Consider the following 17,491-nt stretch of genomic DNA (forward strand, 5'->3'; position numbering starts at 1 on the left):
GCGCGCTTATTGTCCCTGCTTTGCCTGATCCAGCGTCGCACTGATTTTATCCATCAGCTGGGTATAGCTTTGCAGGCCGCCAGCGATATACAGCGAGCCGGAATCGAGGTAGACGATATGCTTGTGCTGCCAGGCGTTGGTCTTGCGGATAAGCGGGTTATCCAGAACCTGCTCAGCGGACTGGCCCTCTTTGCGGCCAATAGCATTATCGCGATCTAATACAAAAAGCCATTCAGGATTAGTTTGCAGTACAAACTCTGATGAGACCACGTTACCGTGACGTCCCGTCTGCTTGAAGCTGGTTGCCGGCTCAAAGCCCAGCGCGTCAAAGATGAAACCGAAACGGGAGCCTGGCGTATAAGCGGACATTTTTCCGCCGTTCACCATGATCACCATCGCCGTACCGGCGCCAGCAGACTTTGCCTTAATCGCCGCAATTTTAGCGTTGAAAGCCTCAAGCAGTGCTTTCGCTTCGGCCTGTTTACTGAAAATGGCAGCCAGCTGCTCAGTGCGGTGCGACAGGCTGTCAACGAAGTGCTGTGGATCCACGTCCAGGGAGATAGTCGGTGCGATTTCGCTAAGCTTGTCATAGGCGTCGCGCGCGCGGCCACCTGCGATGATCAGGTCAGGTTGCGCCGTTGCCAGGGCTTCATAGTCAGGTTCAAAGAGCGTACCCGCGTTGAGGTACTCGCTTCCCTGATATTTTGCTAAAAACGCAGGCAGATGCGTGCTGTTCTGCGGCACGCCAGCCACCGGAATTCCCAGCGCATCCGCATTATCCAGCGTGGCGGGGCTGAGGATAATCACTTTCTTCGGATTCAGCGGAACCCGGGTGGTTCCCTGTGCATGCTCAATCTTGAGGGTGGCCGGTTCCTCTGCCGCAAATGCCGTCATACAGCCGCTGGCAAGCAGGCCAGCCGTGATCATCATGGAGGCGATCGCCTGACGTAATTTCATTTTCTCTCCTGAAAAGTGATGGCGTAGTCGTTAAGCAATGGAATGCAAATCATTCGTATTACCAATTGTTGCAATCATACGCGAATGAAGCAGGAAAAAAACAGCCCTTTTACGCAACTTGCGGGCAGAGCGGCAGAAATGGCCGATCGGCGTATCAGAAATGCGTCATGCTCCGTGACGGCGCATAGAGTTAATTGTTTGAAAGTATTGTAAAAATATAATAGATAGCGATGAGTTGGGAATGTGGCTGAGGAAGCGATCGTGCCGATAAGTAAAAAAGTTTCTGTTCAGAACGTCAGCCTTTTCAGGCGTGCTGCTCAGTAAACGGCTCATTTTCCACGTTAAGCCTGCTTTTTTGGCATGCAGCCGTTAACAACCTGTTTTGAGGGATGAGAAGAGGGTTGGACAGGAAACAGAAATGACCGGTATATAAGCCTGACGTAATGATGCAGGCGATCGTTCTGTAGCGCCTTTAAAAGTCAACGCCGATGAACCTAAACCCTGTTTGGTTGCACCTGATCCACGCGGAGTTGATCGAATGGCCGAAGAGTGCGGGCATATAATCGCTTTTCAGAAAAGAAGATGTAATGCGCACCCAGGGCTGACTCACCCCAGGCGCGCTGGCACAATCAGGGGATCAGATCAGCCCTTCGGCTTTCATCGCGGCCTGAACGGCAGGACGTTTGGCGATAGCGGCCTGATAGCGCTGAATATCGGGCCAGGCATCCAGGCTGACGCCAACGATTCGCGCCCAGCCCAGCACCGTAAACAGGTAAGCGTCGGCAACGCTGAAGGTGCCGGTCAGCGTCTCTTTCGTGCCTAAAGAGGCGGCCAGCCATTCGAGACGCTTGTTGAGCGTGGCCAGGATGTTCTCCTGCCATTCTCCCTTAACGGCAGGATTAAAGAGCGCGCCCATATTTTTATGCAGCTCGGTAGAGATAAAGCTCAGCCATGAGAGCGTCTCATAACGTGCTTCTCCCTCAGTGGCTAACAGCCCGGCTTCAGGCTTAAGGTCGGCAAGATACTGGGAAAGCACCACGCCTTCTGTCATCACTTTGCCACTGTCGAGCTGCAGCGCGGGAACGTATCCCTTACTGTTGATATCCAGGTAATTTTCACCCTTCTCCGTCTGACGGGTTTTCAGATCCACTTTAACCAGCTCATGCTCAATGCCCGCTTCGTGCAGAATGATGTGTTGCGTCAGGGAACAGGCGCCAGGTACGTAGTAAAGCTTCATGGTTATTCTCCTTTCATTATTATCGTTACCTGGCGTAGCATATTCCCTTCGAACTTTTACGCAAGTACTTACCTTTTGGTAAGTTTTAGATCTCTGGAAGCGAATGAATTCTCAACAGAACAACGCACTGGCGGCAAACGTCTTTAGTGCAACCTGCCCGGCCCGGCAATTACTGGGCATGCTGGCGGATAAATGGGCGCTGCTGCTGATGCATTCTCTGGCTACACAAGGTCCGGCCAGAACGGCAGAGCTTCGCCGCCGGGTGGAGGGCATTTCAGAAAAGATGCTGATACAGACGCTGCGCCGTCTGGCGCAGTATGGGCTGGTCCACCGGCAGGCTTATCCGGAAGTGCCGCCGAGGGTGGTTTATCGTCTGACCGACACCGGCGCCTCGCTGAGCGTGCATATTCAGGCGCTGGATCGCTGGGTGGAGGAGAACGCGGTGGTGCTTTCCCAGGGCTACGAGGCGGCGATCTCTGAGCGCGTTTCTGCCTCGCCACCATCCCGGTAATACTTTCCGCAGAAAAGAAAACGCGCCCGGGGCGGGATGGCCACGGGCGCGTGTTTTAAAGGTTATACCTTCATCAGCAGGCGTCGCTGTCAGCGCATAGTGACAAACTCTTCTGCGCCGGTCGGGTGAATCGCGACCGTATTGTCAAAGTCCCGCTTGGTTGCGCCCATTTTCAGCGCCACGGCGAAGCCTTGCAGCATCTCATCCATGCCGTAACCAATGCCGTGAATACCGACAATCTTCTCATCTTCACCCACACACACAAGCTTCATGCGGCAGGGCTGACGGTGCTGGGTTACGGCGGTATACATGGCGGTAAAGGCGGATTTATAGACCTTCACTTCATCCGTGCCATATTTTTCCAGCGCTTCCGGCTCGCTCAGACCTACGGTACCAATTGGCGGGTGACTGAAGACCACGGTAGGCACATTGCTGTAATCCAGATGCTCATTTGGCTTGTTGTTGAACAGGCGCTCGGAAAGGCGACGACCGGCGGCAACCGCCACCGGCGTCAACTCAACCGCACCGGTATTATCGCCCACGGCGTAGATGCCGGCTACGTTGGTGTTCTGGAACTTATCAACGCTGATATAGCCTTTTTCGTTCAGCTGCACGCCAGTGACAGCCAGATTGAGGTTGTCCGTCTCCGGCTGGCGGCCAATCGCCCAGACCAGGCAGTCCACCGTATGCTCTTTGCCGTTCTCCAGCTGCAGCGTCAGGCTGCCATCGGCATTTTTCACCACGGCTTTAGGCACCGAATGTGTATGCAGCATCGGACCTTCGTTATTCATGACTTCCACCAGCGTTTCCACGATCAGCGGATCGAAGGTGCGCAGCGGCGCATGCTGGCGGACAAACAGGTGCGTTTCCGATCCCAGTGCGTTAACCACGCCTGCGATTTCCACCGCGATATAACCCGCACCGACGACCGCAGTACGCTTCGGCAGCGCATCCAGTTCGAAGAAGCCGTCAGAGTTAATGCCGTACTCGGCGCCCGGAATAGAAGGCTGGCTTGGGCGGCCACCTGTCGCGATCAGGATATGATCGGCGGTGATCTTCTCACCGTTGACCTCTACGGTATGGGCATCAACAAAGCGCGCGTAGCCTTTGATCACATCAACGTTATTTTTGCCCAGCACGTTGTCGTAGGAGTTATGGATACGATCGATATAGGCGGTACGGTTTTTAACCAGCGTTGACCAGTCAAAGTTGTTCACCGTGGTATCGAAGCCGTAGTCCGGGCCATACATATGAATCGCTTCTGCGATCTGTGCGGCGTGCCACATCACTTTTTTAGGAACGCAGCCGACGTTGACGCAGGTACCGCCCAGCTCTTTCGCTTCGATCAGGGCGCATTTCTGACCGTACATCGCTGCACGGTTAATGGAGGCGATACCGCCGCTGCCGCCGCCAATGGCAAGATAGTCATAATGTTTGGTCATCGGGAGAGTTCCGTAAGTAAGTAAAGACGATTGCGGTAGAGTGTAACGCTACTCGGCCAATTGCCGCAAAGTTTGCGTCTATGATTGTGATAGGGCAGGCGTGATAAACTGGGCGATAAGCCGTTTTGTCGCCTCATGTTTTCACACATTCACCGCCACTGAGAGACCACATGGAACTGCTATTTTTAGGTACCGGCGCGGGAACGCCCAGCCGCCGCCGCAACGTGACCAGCATCGCGCTGAACCTGCAGGGCGCCCGCAGCGGATGCTGGCTATTTGACTGTGGCGAAGGGACTCAGCATCAGATCCTGCGATCGGAAGTCAAACCGGGCAAGATTGAGAAAATTTTTATCACCCACCTGCACGGCGACCATATTTTCGGTCTGCCAGGGCTGCTGACCAGCCGTTCGATGAACGGCGTAACGGACGGCATCACGCTTTATGGCCCCCAGGGCATCAGAACCTTTATCGAAACCAGCCTCAGCCTGAGCGGTTCCTGGCTCACTTTTCCGCTGGAGATCGTTGAGATAACGGCGGGCGAAATCCTCAATGATGATCATTTTCGCGTCACCGCGTTTCCGCTGACGCATCCTGTGGAGTGTTACGGCTTTCGCATTGAGGAGCATGATAAGCCTGGCCCGCTGGACGCCGCCCGGCTGCTCGCTGACGGCATTAAGCCTGGCGCACTGTTCCAGCAGCTGAAACGGGGCGAAACGGTGACGATGGAAGATGGGCGGGTCGTCAATGGCCGGGATTATCTCGGCCCGGCGGTAAAAGGCGTGACGCTGGCGATATTTGGCGACACCAGCCCGACGCCGGCATCCCGTGAACTGGCGGCAGGAGTGGACGTGATGGTGCACGAAGCCACGCTGGAAGCGGCCATGGAGGAGAAGGCTAACGGACGTGGCCATTCATCCACCGTACAGGCGGCAATGGCGGCCAGAGAAGCGGGCGCGAAGAAGCTGATTGTGACGCATCTCAGCTCGCGTTATCTGCGGGAAGATACGCCACGGCTGCTGGAAGAGTGCCGTGCCATCTTTCCTGAAACGGAGATGGCGCACGACTTTTCACTGTTCAGACTTTAACTAACCTCGGAGGGCCCGGCGGGAGCGAGGGGAGAATTTCCCCTCTTTTGGGAAGCTTACTCTGGCACGATCCAGCTCACTTTGGTGTGGCCAGTGCCTGCCGGGACCAGGTGCTTGTGCAGCCACGGCAGCACGTTATTCATCTGCTGCTCCAGCTTCCACGGCGGGTTAATCACTATCATGCCGGACGCGGTCATGCCGAAGCGATCGCTGTCCGGACGCACCGCCAGCTCAATTTGCAGAATGCGGCGAATGCCGGAGGCTTCCAGTTCGGCAAACATGCGTTTGATCTGCTGGCGCAGCACAACCGGATACCACAGCGCATAAACGCCGGTGCCAAACCGCTTATAGCCTTCTTTAATCCCTTTCACCACGGCCTGGTAGTCCGACTTAATTTCATAAGGCGGATCGATCAGGATCAGTCCACGGCGCGACGGCGGCGGCAGTTTTGACTTCAGCTGCTGATAGCCATCACTGCGTTCGGTGCGCGCGCGATCATCTTTCGAAAACTCGGTACGCAGCATCGGATAATCGCTCGGATGCAGTTCGGTCAGGCTCAGCTGATCGTATGGACGCAGCAGGTGACGGGCGATCAGCGGTGAACCAGGATAGAAGCGCAGCTTGCCGTTAGGGTTCAGCGCGTTGATGCAGGAAATGTAGCTTTCCAGCTCAGCGGGCAGATCGTCCTGCTGCCAGATACGGGCGATGCCTTCCATATATTCACCCGTGCGCTCGGCGTGCTCGCCGCTCAGCAGATAGCGTCCCGCGCCGGCGTGGGTATCGAGATAGAGAAGCGGTTTATCCTTCTCGATCAGCGCCTCGATGATCAGGCTCTGGACGGTATGTTTGAGCACGTCGGCGTGATTGCCAGCATGAAAACTGTGGCGGTAGCTGAGCATTATTATCTATCCTGTTGAATTTATAAGGCTTTAATTGATGGTGAGTCAATTTATTACAATTATTACCTCACGGATTACCTACAGAACGGCGCACAGCAGTGGATGCAGGAAAAAGCATGAGAACTCGTGAAGCGCACGATTATATCAGGGATGGTCGCTGGATGGGCTGAAAGCTTGAGAACAAATTGCGGCTTTTCAGCCGATAACGTCCCGTCATAATGCTTCATGGCCGGGTGAGAATAAACAGACGTGTCGCCGCGGCGACACGTATTAACGATATAGCAGATTCAGCCTTGCGGATGCTGCCAGAGCGGATAGGTAAAAAGCAGCAGGTGCAGCATATTAAACGTGAAATGCACCAGCGTGGAGACCCAGACGCGACCGCTCCAGAGCCAGGCGAGACCGTAAATAATGCCGGCGAGCGTGGCGAAAAAGATCAGCAGCGGGCCACCAGCGTAATGCGCCAGACCGAACAGCAGGGCGGCCGCCAGCAGGCCCCAGAGGTTACCCAGGCGCTGCGTGAGCCGCTGCTGAAGGTAGCCGCGAAACAGCGCCTCTTCCGCCAGCGAGACGAAGAACAGATTCGCCAGCATAAACGCGCCCAGGAACGCGGGCTGATGCAGTTCCACTTGCAGACCGCCCGCCAGCGTCGCCAGCAAAAGCAGCAGCGGCATAGCCAGCATCAACACCAGCCACCATAACGCATTCTTTGGTGGTGCCGCCGGACGTTTCAGCAGGGTGGGCAGGCAACCCAGAAGCAGGAAAGGAATCAGCGCCTTATCGAAATTAAAATAGAAGCTGAAGGGGGCGCTTTCCGGCCCGACGTTGACCGCTTTCACGATAGCCAGATTATTAAAGCCGGGCAGCAGATGCAGCATCAGGGCCAGCGAACCGACGACCAGTATGATTTCAGCAGGCAGCGCAAAGCGAGTCTGGTCACGCTTTACCCCGCGATACAACGCCAGACTGCCCAGCAGCAGCACCGCTGTAATCCCCGGCAGGGCCAGCGTCTGGTTAGCAACGGCCATCGCCAGCGTGATAATCAGCAGGAGCAGCGAGGCAGGGCGGTGAAAAGGAAGAAAAAACAACGATGCGGCAAGCAGATACCACATAAAAACACTCCTGGAAAATTTAACCGCTGTGATGATAAGGAGAGAGCGGCAAGGATGCAATTTGCGCCACGCGCAGACAAATTGAGAACGGTGAGAGGTTACCGGCCAGCCTGACCATTGATTTTCGCCCTGGTTAGCCTCATGTTAACCTAATCGCGTGCTTAACGACGCACATACACGATCATGACTTCAAGGACTGCGCTATGACCAATCCCCTACTTTCCACCTTTACGCTTCCTCCCTTTTCCGCCATCAAACCCGAACACGTTGTGCCCGCCGTTACTCAGGCGCTGGAAGCGTGTCGTGCGGCGGTAGAAAGCGTGGTAGCGCAGGGCGCGCCCTATACCTGGGATAACCTGGTACAGCCGCTGGCTGAAGTTGACGATCGCCTGGGCCGGCTGTTTTCGCCCGTCAGCCACCTGAACTCGGTTAAAAACAGCCCCGAGCTGCGCGAAGCCTATGAGCAGACGCTGCCGCTGCTATCCGAGTACAGCACCTGGGTTGGTCAGCACGAAGGACTCTATCAGGCCTATCGTAATCTGAAAGAACAGAGTTATGACACGCTGAGCGCGCCCCAGCAGAAAGCTGTGGACAATGCGCTGCGCGACTTCGAGCTCTCCGGGATTGGTCTGTCAAAGGAAAAGCAGAAACGCTACGGTGAAATCGCCTCACGCCTTTCTGAGCTCGGATCGACCTACAGCAACAATGTGCTGGATGCCACCATGGGCTGGAGCAAGCTGGTCACTGACGCAGAGGATCTTGCCGGAATGCCGGAAAGCGCGCTGGATGCGGCCAAAGCCCAGGCGGAAGCGAAAGGTCAGGAAGGCTGGCTGCTGACGCTGGATATTCCCAGCTATCTGCCGGTGATGACCTACTGCGATAACGCCGCGCTGCGTGAAGAGATGTATCGCGCCTATTCCACCCGCGCCTCCGACCAGGGCCCTGACGCAGGGAAATGGGATAACAGCGAGATCATGGCTGAGGAGCTGGCGCTGCGTCACGAACTGGCCCAGCTGTTAGGCTTCCCCTCCTATGCGGATAAATCGCTGGCCACCAAAATGGCGGAAAATCCGGCCCAGGTTATCGACTTCCTCAGCGATCTGGCGAAGCGCGCCCGGCCTCAGGCGGAAAAAGAACTTGAGCAGCTTCGCGCGTTTGCCCGCCAGGAGTGTGGCGTTGATGAGCTGAATCCGTGGGATCTCACCTATTTTGGCGAGAAGCAGAAGCAGCATCTTTACGCCATCAGCGATGAACAGCTTCGCCCTTACTTCCCGGAAGAGCGTGCGGTTAACGGCCTGTTTGAAGTGGTGAAACGCATTTACGGCATCACGGCGAAAGAGCGTAAAGATGTGGATGTCTATCATCCTGACGTGCGCTTTTTCGATCTGTTCGACGAGAGCGGCGAACTGCGCGGCAGCTTCTATCTGGATCTCTACGCGCGTGAACACAAGCGCGGCGGGGCCTGGATGGATGACTGCGTAAGCCAGATGCGTCTGGCGGACGGCACGCTGCAAAAACCGGTAGCGTACCTGACCTGTAACTTCAATCGTCCACTGAACGGCAAACCGGCGCTCTTTACTCATGATGAAGTGACCACGCTGTTCCATGAATTTGGCCATGGCCTGCACCATATGCTGACCCGCATTGAAACGCCGGGCGTTTCCGGCATCAGCGGGGTGCCGTGGGATGCCGTCGAGCTGCCAAGCCAGTTTATGGAAAACTGGTGCTGGGAGCCGGAAGCGCTGGCCTTCATTTCCGGCCACTATGAGACCGGTGAACCGCTGCCGCAGGCGCTGCTGGAGAAAATGCTGGCCGCGAAAAACTATCAGGCGGCGCTGTTTATCCTGCGTCAGCTGGAGTTTGGCCTGTTCGATTTCCGCCTGCATGCGGAGTTCGACCCGGCAAAAGGCGCGCAGATCCTGGAGACGCTGAAAGAGATCAAAAAACAGGTAGCCGTTATGCCTGGGCCGTCATGGGGCCGCTTCCCGCATGCGTTCAGCCATATCTTCGCTGGTGGTTATGCGGCGGGCTACTACAGCTACCTGTGGGCGGACGTGCTGGCGGCGGATGCCTGGTCACGCTTTAAAGAAGAAGGCATTTTTAACCGTGAAACGGGTCAGTCATTCCTGGACAACATTCTGTCACGCGGCGGTTCTGAGGAGCCGATGGAACTGTTCAAACGGTTCCGGGGCCGTGAACCTAAGCTGGATGCGATGCTGGAACATTATGGCATTCAGGAAGCGTGAGTGAAGATCTGTCTGATAGATGAAACGGGCGCCGGAGACGGCGCCCTCTCCGATCTGGCCGCCCGCTGGCAGTTAGCCCATGATCCCGATGCCGCCATGGCGCTGGTGATGACGGGAGAGCGGCTGGAACTGCGCAAGCGGAACGAACCCAAACTTGGCGGCATTTTTGTTGATTTCGTCGAGGGCGCCATGGCCCATCGCCGCCGTTTCGGCGGCGGGCGCGGTGAAGCGGTGGCGAAAGCGGTCGGCATCAAAGGCGGCTATCTGCCTGCGGTTGTGGATGCCACGGCCGGGCTGGGTAGAGATGCGTTTGTGCTGGCCTCGCTGGGCTGTCGGGTGCAGATGTTTGAGCGTCATCCCGTGGTGGCAGCGCTGCTGGAAGATGGTCTGCAACGTGGCTACCAGAATGCGGAGATTGGTGGCTGGCTGCGCGAGCGTCTGACGCTTATCCATGCGTCAAGCCTGGAAGGTCTCAGCAGCCTTGCTGAAAAACCGGATGTGGTTTATCTGGACCCGATGTATCCCCATCGCCAGAAGAGTGCGCTGGTGAAAAAAGAGATGCGCGTATTCCAGACGCTGGTAGGCGCTGATGAGGATGCGGATGGCCTGCTGGAGCCGGCGCGTCGTCTGGCGAAGAAGCGCATTGTGGTGAAGCGCCCTGACTATGCGCCGCCGCTGGCGGGCATCGCGACGCAATCCGCCGTGGTGACCAAAAGCCATCGTTTTGATATCTATCCGCCGCTTGGTCAGTAAAATATTTCCTTCGGGCTGTGTCCGGATCGCAAATTATTCGGGATGTTTTATCGCGGCCCATACCGCTGTCGTCAGTATTATCAGGCTACATATCGGGCACTGCTTCAGTGCATGTTGAGTGAAAAATGCGTCTGGCGGCAGATTGTAACCGGTAATAAATACGCACCGGCGACAGTAAAAACATAGGCTGTAAAAATGAATGGGTATGTCGTATAAGCGAATGCAGCGATATTAGGTAAAAAGCGTGCCTGTTAAGCACGCTTTTTACCTTCTGGAATTAACTGAAATCTGATTTACAGTATTAATGCTGTAAAGGCAGCGTTAATCAGGCAGCTAATTTAGTCAGAAAGCCTGAAAAGGCAGTTAAATACCCTTTAGCGATGCTCAGGCCAAACGCTTTGTAAGACAGACCGATTTTCTCGCCGATGATGCTGGTCTCAGCAAGCGCCTCTACCGTAGTGTCGAGTGTGGCAGAAACCTGAGGCAATGCGGTATTAACGCCGCTCAGGAATTCGGTTAGCCCGGCGCCGCTCACGGCCGAAATTTCAGCCTGGTTGATTTCTCTCATAAATAATATCCTTATTAAGTGACTGCATTTTTAAATACTTTCTCCGTTGCGATGCAGCAGATAAAGTAGATTGAATATAATGAGCGAAAAGAAAATCGCCTATAGTAAAATATTGATAAGTGCCGTTTTGGCACAAATTATCTATTATGTGCCAGGTTGCTAAAGTGCATTGATTTAATAATTCTGTGGAGTTGCACAGATTTAAAAGGAAGTGTCAATAGCAGGCATTATATCTGATAGCAATTAGTACAGGCATCGCCAGTCAATCTAACTGACTGAACAGGATTGCTCCTGTCTGCTCTGCTGGCAATGATGAGCAATATTAGGTTAAAGAGGGTTATTATTAGCTTGCTGAATGAAAATATAAAATCGCCGGATTTTATTTCATTATTTGCACAGAATAAGTGAAAAAAAGCCGGCAAAAAACCGGCTTTTTGAACGGTGGCTATTCTTCGTCTGCGTCGCGCAGCGGCACAATCAGCATATCAATATGAACAGTGTTAATCAGCTGACGGGCTGAGGACATCAGCTTACTCCAGAAGTCCTGATGATGGCCGCAAACTACCAGATCCACGTCATAACGCTTGATGGCATCGACCAGCACCTGTCCGAGATCGCCGCTACCGCTGAGGGTTTCAGTTACCGGATAGCCCGCGCCGTTTGAGAGATCGGACAGGGCCGTGTGCGTCTCTTCGGAGATGCGCTTTTGCATATCGCCGAGGTTAACGTCAATCAGCCCGGTATAGAGATCGGAATAGTTGACGTCCACATGAATCAGGGAAATTTTGGCATCATAGGGACGCGCCATGGAAACCGCTTTGGCCACCAGCAGTTTGCTTTCGGGTGAAAGATCCACTGCAATCAAAATGTGTTTATAAGACATAACGAACTCCTTCCATGCGTTGCGGCTGCGCCTTCGCAGACAAGACTGTCCGGGAAGAATATTACAGTTTGAAATCCTTAACGAATATTTATTGCGATGCGGGATTTCGCGAAGGGGCGTCAGGCACACTTCGGCTTCGCCCTTTTATTATTATCTTCCCTTGCAGTATAGGCCCAACCGTTAACAGATGCCCTCCAACAACCGCGCTTTGGGAGCGGGATCAAACTGTAAAAATGCCTTTTTGCCATGAAGTGCCTCACCGTGCTGGAATTTTTTTTATCCTATCTCCTACACTAATACTAACGGCAGGGCCTCTCTCAGGAAGGGCCGTCGTACCGCAGTTACAACAACTCTTCAGTCAGGTTCGGTTTTTTGGTTGGCATGTATCAGTAGGGCCGGTCTGGCTTTGCCCGCTGTTCTGCCTGGTAAGTGTTGTCGGGAGGGGATCATGATTAGCACTATCGCGCTTTTCTGGGCTCTTTGTGTCATTTGCCTGATCAATATGGCACGCTATTTTTCTTCGCTTCGTGCGCTGCTGGTGGTACTCCGTGGATGCGATCCTCTGCTATATCAGTACGTTGATGGCGCAGGCTTTTTCACTTCTCATGGCCAGCCCAGCAAACAGGTCAGGCTGGTGCGTTATATCTGGGCGCAGCGCTATCTCGATCATCATGATGATGAGTTTATCCGGCGCTGTGAGCGGGTCCGCGGCCAGTTTTTACTGACCAGCGCGCTCTGTGGTCTGGTGCTGATCGGCTTTATGGGATTGCTGATCTGGCACTGAACGTTGGCGGCAGACAAAAAAAAGGGCGAAGCCTGCAAGCTTCACCCTTTTTTTATGCGCCGGGCGCTACGAGATAAACTGCAACGCGATCCAGTAGAGTCCGCCTGATAACAGCACCGAGATGGGCAGGGTGAAGACCCAGGCCAGCAGGATGTTTTTAATGGTGCGTCCCTGTACGCCGCCGCCGTCAACCAGCATGGTACCGGCTACGGAAGAGGAGAGCACATGGGTCGTTGAGACGGGCATGCCGGTGTAGCTGGCGACGCCGATGGAAACCGCTGCGGTCATCTGGGCCGACATCCCCTGCGCGTAGGTCATCCCTTTCTTACCGATTTTCTCACCGATGGTGGTGGCAACACGACGCCAGCCAACCAGCGTTCCCAGCGATAACGCCAGCGCGACGGCCACGATAATCCAGATGGGCGCATACTCAACGGTGTTCAGCAGATCGCCTTTCAGCTTGTTCAGGAAACGCTGATCCTCTGCTGAGGTATCCGGCAGCTTAGCCACTTTCTCTGAGGTATCGGAGACGCACATCAGCAGGCGACGCAGCTGCGCACGCTGCTCAACGCTTAACGCATCGTAGCTTTGCAGATTGTCGAGCATACCTTTCACACGAGCGATAGCAGGGAGCGCACGGGTAGCATCGCAGTGGAACTCGGTTGGAGCGCCCGGGTTTTCCAGCGGCGTCGGCACTGCCGGAGGCGCCATCTGCACCACGCGCGTTAGCGCATCACCGTGCTGCTGATAGTACTGTTCCAGGTTATGCACCGCATCGCGGGTACGGGTAATGTCGTAACCGGAAGCGTTCATGTTAACCACAAACCCAGCCGGCGCCACGCCAATCAGCACCAGCATGATCAAGCCAATGCCTTTCTGACCATCATTAGCACCGTGCGAATAGCTCACGCCAATCGCCGAAACGATCAGCGCGATACGGGTCCAGAATGGCGGCTTCTTCTTGCCGTCAACCTTTTCACGTTCCGCTGGCGTCATATGAATACGACGACGTTTCTTGGTGCCGCTCCAGTAGCGGCGCAGAATAAAGCACAGCCCGCCCGCGATAACCAGGCCGACAATCGGCGAGATAACCAGCGACATAAAGATGCCGATCATTTTCGGGATGTTCAGCGCATCGACCACGGAGGTGCCGGTAATCAGTGCGTTGGTCAGGCCAATACCGATGATGGCCCCGATGAGGGTATGGGAGCTGGACGCCGGCAGGCCAAAGTACCAGGTACCGAGGTTCCAGATAATCGCCGCCAGCAGCATGGAAAAGACCATGGCCAGCCCGTGAGCGGAGCCCACATTTAACAGCAGATCGGTGGGAAGTAAATGAACGATAGCATAAGCCACGCTCAGCCCGCCCAACAGTACGCCAAAGAAGTTAAAGACCCCGGCCATTACCACCGCAAGTTGCGATCGCATTGCGCGGGTATATATGACCGTTGCCACCGCGTTTGCCGTGTCGTGGAAGCCGTTGATGGCTTCGTAAAACAGAACAAAAAGCAGAGCGAGTACCAGTAACAGGCCGGTATGATAATCGAGACCAGCAAACAGATGTAGCATAAGCGTTACGCCATTTTGGAGGACATGAACGCGGCGCATTATCAGCGACAAACCGCACCCGGGGAAAGTGAAATATAGACTTTTTTTGATACTAATGTGGCAGTCTGATGAATTTACACCAGCATTTCTCCGCAATATCAGTATGTTACAGAGTGTTTCAGCGGCGATATTCAGGTCGGGCTGGCATCACCCCGCCCAACTCTCTACAATCGGCGTTTTTTCGCGGCGGGGCAGATCAGTGGAAAATTTTGACGTTATCATCATCGGTGCCGGTGCGGCTGGCCTGTTCTGTGCCGCCCAGGCGGGTCAGCGGGGCAAGCGTGTTCTGCTGCTGGATAATGGCAAAAAGGCGGGACGTAAAATTCTGATGTCCGGCGGCGGACGCTGCAATTTTACCAATCTTTATACCGAACCCGGCGCCTACCTCTCCCATAACCCGCATTTTTGTAAATCCGCGCTGGCGCGCTATACCCAGTGGGATTTTATCGATCTGGTCAATCGCCACGGCATTGCGTGGCATGAGAAAACGTTAGGACAGCTTTTCTGTGATGATTCGGCCCAGCAAATCGTGGATATGCTGCTGAAAGAGTGCGAGGCGGGGCGTGTTACGCTGCGGTTGCGCAGTGAAGTGCTGAGCGTGACGCATGATGAGAGCGGCTATACCCTGGCGCTGAACGGCAGCACCGTGCAGGCAGAAAAGCTGGTTATCGCCTCCGGCGGTCTGTCGATGCCGGGCCTGGGCGCCTCGCCCTTTGGCTATAAGCTCGCGGAGCAGTTTGGCCTGAACGTTTTTCCGACCCGTGCCGGACTGGTGCCGTTCACCCTGCATAAGCCGCTGCTTGAGCAACTCAGCTCGCTGTCAGGCGTGTCGGTGCCTTCGGTGCTGGCCGCAGAAACGGGTACCACGTTTAAAGAAGCGTTGCTGTTTACCCATCGCGGCCTTTCCGGTCCGGCGGTGCTGCAGCTCTCCAGCTACTGGCAGCCGGGTGAATTTGTCACCATCGACCTTTCGCCGGAGCAGGAGCTGGGGGCTTTTCTCAATGCTGAGCGTGACGCGCACCCGAACCAGAGCCTGAAAAACACGCTGGCGAAAGTGCTGCCCCGCCGCCTGGTGGAATGCCTTCAGCAGCTTGGCAACGTGCCGGAGTGCACGCTGAAACAGCTCAACGCGCGCCAGCAGAGTGATGTGGTGGCCTCGCTGCACCACTGGCGGGTTCAGCCGAACGGTACGGAAGGCTATCGTACCGCCGAGGTCACGCTGGGCGGTGTGGATACCAGCGTGCTGTCATCCAAAACGATGGAGGCCAGTGCGATGCCCGGCCTCTATTTTATCGGGGAAGTGGTGGACGTCACCGGCTGGCTTGGCGGCTATAACTTCCAGTGGGCCTGGTCTTCCGCCTGGGCTTGCGCTCAGGCGCTGTGAGCCTGAGAGATCCCGACGCTGTAAACCTTCTGAGCGGGCTGTCAGTCAGATGAGGCTGGTAAACCTTTCTCGTTCATGGCCTTAACAGCCCTGATCGCTCGGTTTATCAGCATCTGCGCTATCCGTTAAGCGGGAAGATGAATAATCTGCTTGGTCGTCTTCATGGCGGCATCAAAAGGCTCAGTATTGCGGACGATTTTGACCATCACGCTCGCGCCCAGCCAGAGCTGATAGAGGCTTTCCGCCGTTTTGCCCGGCGTGTCATCAATGCGCAGCGAACCTTCAGCCATGCCGGTAGCTAGCGCCTGCGCGAGACGCGAGATAATTCCTGCAGTGCCTGATTTCAGCGTCAGGCGCATACCGTCGGAGAGATCGGCGACTTCCGCACCCAGCTTCACGGCCAGGCACTTGCCCTGACAGTCGGAAAACGACTGCGAATCCTGCCATTGCTGCCAGTAGTTCATCAGCCGCTGTGCCATCGCAATCCCCGGCTGGCTCAGCGTATGGTCAAGTTCCACCAGATAATCATCGAAATAGCGTTGCAGCATCGCCACGCCAAACGCCTCTTTGGAAGCGAAATAGTGATAGAAAGATCCCTTAGGCACGCCAGCGGCGGTCAGGATCTCATTCAGACCGACAGCGGAGAATCCTTTGCCCGCCATAATACGCTGGCCGGTTGAAAGGATATGTTCACGCACATCATTGCTGTGGAGTTGGGATGAAGTTGTCATCGCGCGAAAATAGCACAAACCAGACCACTCCTCTATATCCGAAAGGAAGAAAGCCGTTCCCCATCTATACCTTCTGATCCCGGTTATTAAACCGGTGAATCTGGTGCGCTGGCGCTAATTTCAGGGGGCCGGCATTAGCTACAGAGCCTCTACGGGAACGCATGATAGAACGTCCCGGGATTCTGCAAATCGGCCTGACGTATAAAGCGGTGGGACAGGGGAGAAGAGTAATAAAATCCTCTCCCCGTAATCACTCTTACTCAGCCAGCTGCTTCAGTAGCTGTACCGCTGTCGCGGCTGAGGAGGTGGGGTTTTGTCCGGTGATCAGCAGGCCGTCGCTGACCACATAGGAACTCCAGTCCGCCCCTTTAGAGTAAATTCCGCCTCTGGCAATCAGTTCATCTTCCACCAGGAAAGGAACAACCTGCGTCAGGCCGACCGCGTCTTCCTCGGTATTGGTAAAGCCGGTCACTTTTCTGCCTTCAACCAGCGGCTTGCCTGCGGGAGTTTTGACGTGGCGCAGTACGCCTGGGGCATGGCAGACCAGCGCAACGTGCTTATTTGCCGCCAGGAAGGCCTCAATCAGCGCCACCGAATGTTTATCTTCCGCCAGATCCCACAGCGGACCGTGGCCGCCCGGATAGAAAACAGCATCGTAATCCGCCGGAGAAACGCTCTCCAGGCGTACCGTTGACGCAAGCTGAGCCAGGGCACCAGCATCGGCTTCAAAGCGGTGCGTCTGATCGGTCTGGAAATCGGGTTCGTTACTTTTTGGATCTAACGGCGGGTTGCCACCTTTCGGCGAGGCCAGGGTGATCTCCGCACCCGCATCCTTAAAGGCATAGTAGGGTGCTGCCAGCTCTTCCAGCCAGAAGCCGGTTTTGCGGCCCGTGTTGCCCAGTTGATCATGTGAGGTCAGTACCATCAAAATTTTCATCATCTCTCTCCCGCAACAGGGCTAACGTAAGTTAATTAGACCGGTCGTATAGTTATCTGGCGAATAAAAAGTTCAGAGGCACCTAACGTGCACAGCCTGAACTTTATTGAGTAAAACAATCACATCTGTCCGCAAAACCAGCCTGACTGAACTCTGCGGCTAAGCGTGTGGCGATACCGTTCTGAATGCTCAGCGCCTTAAGGCTTACCCGTGGCGATAGCATAAAACTAGCATCGAATAGACCAGTCGTCTAATGATTTTTTCAGGATCTTTCGGTTGGTTTTTCTGAAGATGACCTCGCTGAAGATCAGCAGTCAGCGCGCGACAGGCTTTTACGCATAAAAAAGCCCGCGA

The 17,491-nt window shown here is 55.1% G+C and carries 16 protein-coding genes; 6 read left to right on the forward strand and 10 right to left on the reverse strand.

Annotation, left to right across the window (positions count from 1 at the left end):
* Nucleotides 1–6 precede the first annotated feature (6 nt).
* Nucleotides 7–927, reverse strand: coding sequence for a siderophore ABC transporter substrate-binding protein (locus tag EA20_RS0108640; protein ID WP_369699791.1), 921 nt, complete (start codon nt 925–927; stop codon nt 7–9).
* A gap of 667 nt (nt 928–1,594) precedes the next feature.
* On the reverse strand, nt 1,595–2,194 hold the full coding sequence (gene gstA, locus EA20_RS0108645) for a glutathione transferase GstA (protein WP_024966444.1): 600 nt from the start codon (nt 2,192–2,194) through the stop codon (nt 1,595–1,597).
* Nucleotides 2,195–2,297: 103 nt separating this feature from the next.
* Between gstA and EA20_RS0108650 the strand changes: the two genes are divergently transcribed.
* Nucleotides 2,298–2,705, forward strand: coding sequence for a helix-turn-helix domain-containing protein (locus tag EA20_RS0108650; protein ID WP_024966445.1), 408 nt, complete (start codon nt 2,298–2,300; stop codon nt 2,703–2,705).
* 89 nt (nt 2,706–2,794) lie between these two features.
* Here EA20_RS0108650 and gorA read toward each other — a convergent pair whose 3' ends face one another.
* Nucleotides 2,795–4,147, reverse strand: coding sequence for a glutathione-disulfide reductase (gene gorA / locus EA20_RS0108655; RefSeq protein WP_024966446.1), 1,353 nt, complete (start codon nt 4,145–4,147; stop codon nt 2,795–2,797).
* 170 nt (nt 4,148–4,317) lie between these two features.
* On the opposite strand from gorA, the gene rnz reads away from it, so the two are divergent.
* Nucleotides 4,318–5,232, forward strand: coding sequence for a ribonuclease Z (gene rnz, locus EA20_RS0108660; protein ID WP_024966447.1), 915 nt, complete (start codon nt 4,318–4,320; stop codon nt 5,230–5,232).
* A 56-nt stretch (nt 5,233–5,288) separates the two neighbouring features.
* Here rnz and EA20_RS0108665 read toward each other — a convergent pair whose 3' ends face one another.
* Together EA20_RS0108665 and EA20_RS0108670 are read right to left on the reverse strand one after the other, a co-directional pair.
* Nucleotides 5,289–6,131 (reverse strand): 23S rRNA (adenine(2030)-N(6))-methyltransferase RlmJ, encoded by an 843-nt coding sequence (locus EA20_RS0108665; protein WP_024966448.1) that lies wholly within the window; start codon nt 6,129–6,131, stop codon nt 5,289–5,291.
* 287 nt (nt 6,132–6,418) lie between these two features.
* On the reverse strand, nt 6,419–7,243 hold the full coding sequence (locus EA20_RS0108670; RefSeq protein ID WP_024966449.1) for a CPBP family intramembrane glutamic endopeptidase: 825 nt from the start codon (nt 7,241–7,243) through the stop codon (nt 6,419–6,421).
* Between the two features lie 203 nt (nt 7,244–7,446).
* Here EA20_RS0108670 and prlC point away from each other — a divergent pair, with 203 nt between their 5' ends.
* A complete protein-coding gene (prlC, locus tag EA20_RS0108675) occupies nt 7,447–9,489 on the forward strand; it encodes an oligopeptidase A (RefSeq protein ID WP_024966450.1) in 2,043 nt (680 codons plus the stop codon).
* Nucleotides 9,490–10,242, forward strand: coding sequence for a 16S rRNA (guanine(1516)-N(2))-methyltransferase RsmJ (gene rsmJ, locus EA20_RS0108680; protein ID WP_024966451.1), 753 nt, complete (start codon nt 9,490–9,492; stop codon nt 10,240–10,242).
* 325 nt (nt 10,243–10,567) lie between these two features.
* Here the strand turns inward: rsmJ and EA20_RS0108685 are convergent, their stop codons facing one another.
* Both EA20_RS0108685 and uspA read right to left on the reverse strand, forming a co-directional pair.
* Nucleotides 10,568–10,810, reverse strand: a complete 243-nt coding sequence (locus tag EA20_RS0108685) for a hypothetical protein (RefSeq protein WP_024966452.1) — start codon at nt 10,808–10,810, stop codon at nt 10,568–10,570.
* A gap of 445 nt (nt 10,811–11,255) precedes the next feature.
* Entirely contained in the window at nt 11,256–11,693 is a 438-nt protein-coding gene (gene uspA, locus EA20_RS0108690; protein WP_024966453.1) for a universal stress protein UspA, read from the reverse strand.
* Nucleotides 11,694–12,141: 448 nt separating this feature from the next.
* Here uspA and uspB point away from each other — a divergent pair, with 448 nt between their 5' ends.
* Nucleotides 12,142–12,477 (forward strand): universal stress protein UspB, encoded by a 336-nt coding sequence (uspB, locus tag EA20_RS0108695; RefSeq protein ID WP_024966454.1) that lies wholly within the window; start codon nt 12,142–12,144, stop codon nt 12,475–12,477.
* A gap of 66 nt (nt 12,478–12,543) precedes the next feature.
* On the opposite strand, the gene pitA is transcribed toward uspB, so the two are convergent.
* Entirely contained in the window at nt 12,544–14,046 is a 1,503-nt protein-coding gene (gene pitA / locus EA20_RS0108700) for an inorganic phosphate transporter PitA (protein ID WP_152540227.1), read from the reverse strand.
* Between the two features lie 238 nt (nt 14,047–14,284).
* On the opposite strand from pitA, the gene EA20_RS0108705 reads away from it, so the two are divergent.
* Nucleotides 14,285–15,469: an NAD(P)/FAD-dependent oxidoreductase gene (locus tag EA20_RS0108705; protein WP_024966456.1), complete on the forward strand. Its 1,185-nt coding sequence runs from the start codon at nt 14,285–14,287 to the stop codon at nt 15,467–15,469.
* A gap of 125 nt (nt 15,470–15,594) precedes the next feature.
* Here EA20_RS0108705 and EA20_RS0108710 read toward each other — a convergent pair whose 3' ends face one another.
* Together EA20_RS0108710 and EA20_RS0108715 are read right to left on the reverse strand one after the other, a co-directional pair.
* Nucleotides 15,595–16,200, reverse strand: coding sequence for a TetR/AcrR family transcriptional regulator (locus EA20_RS0108710; RefSeq protein WP_024966457.1), 606 nt, complete (start codon nt 16,198–16,200; stop codon nt 15,595–15,597).
* A gap of 256 nt (nt 16,201–16,456) precedes the next feature.
* Nucleotides 16,457–17,137: a type 1 glutamine amidotransferase domain-containing protein gene (locus EA20_RS0108715; RefSeq protein WP_024966458.1), complete on the reverse strand. Its 681-nt coding sequence runs from the start codon at nt 17,135–17,137 to the stop codon at nt 16,457–16,459.
* Nucleotides 17,138–17,491: the final 354 nt, after the last annotated feature.

The organism is Pantoea sp. IMH, assembly GCF_000599885.1.
In the GTDB taxonomy this organism is placed as follows: domain Bacteria; phylum Pseudomonadota; class Gammaproteobacteria; order Enterobacterales; family Enterobacteriaceae; genus Erwinia.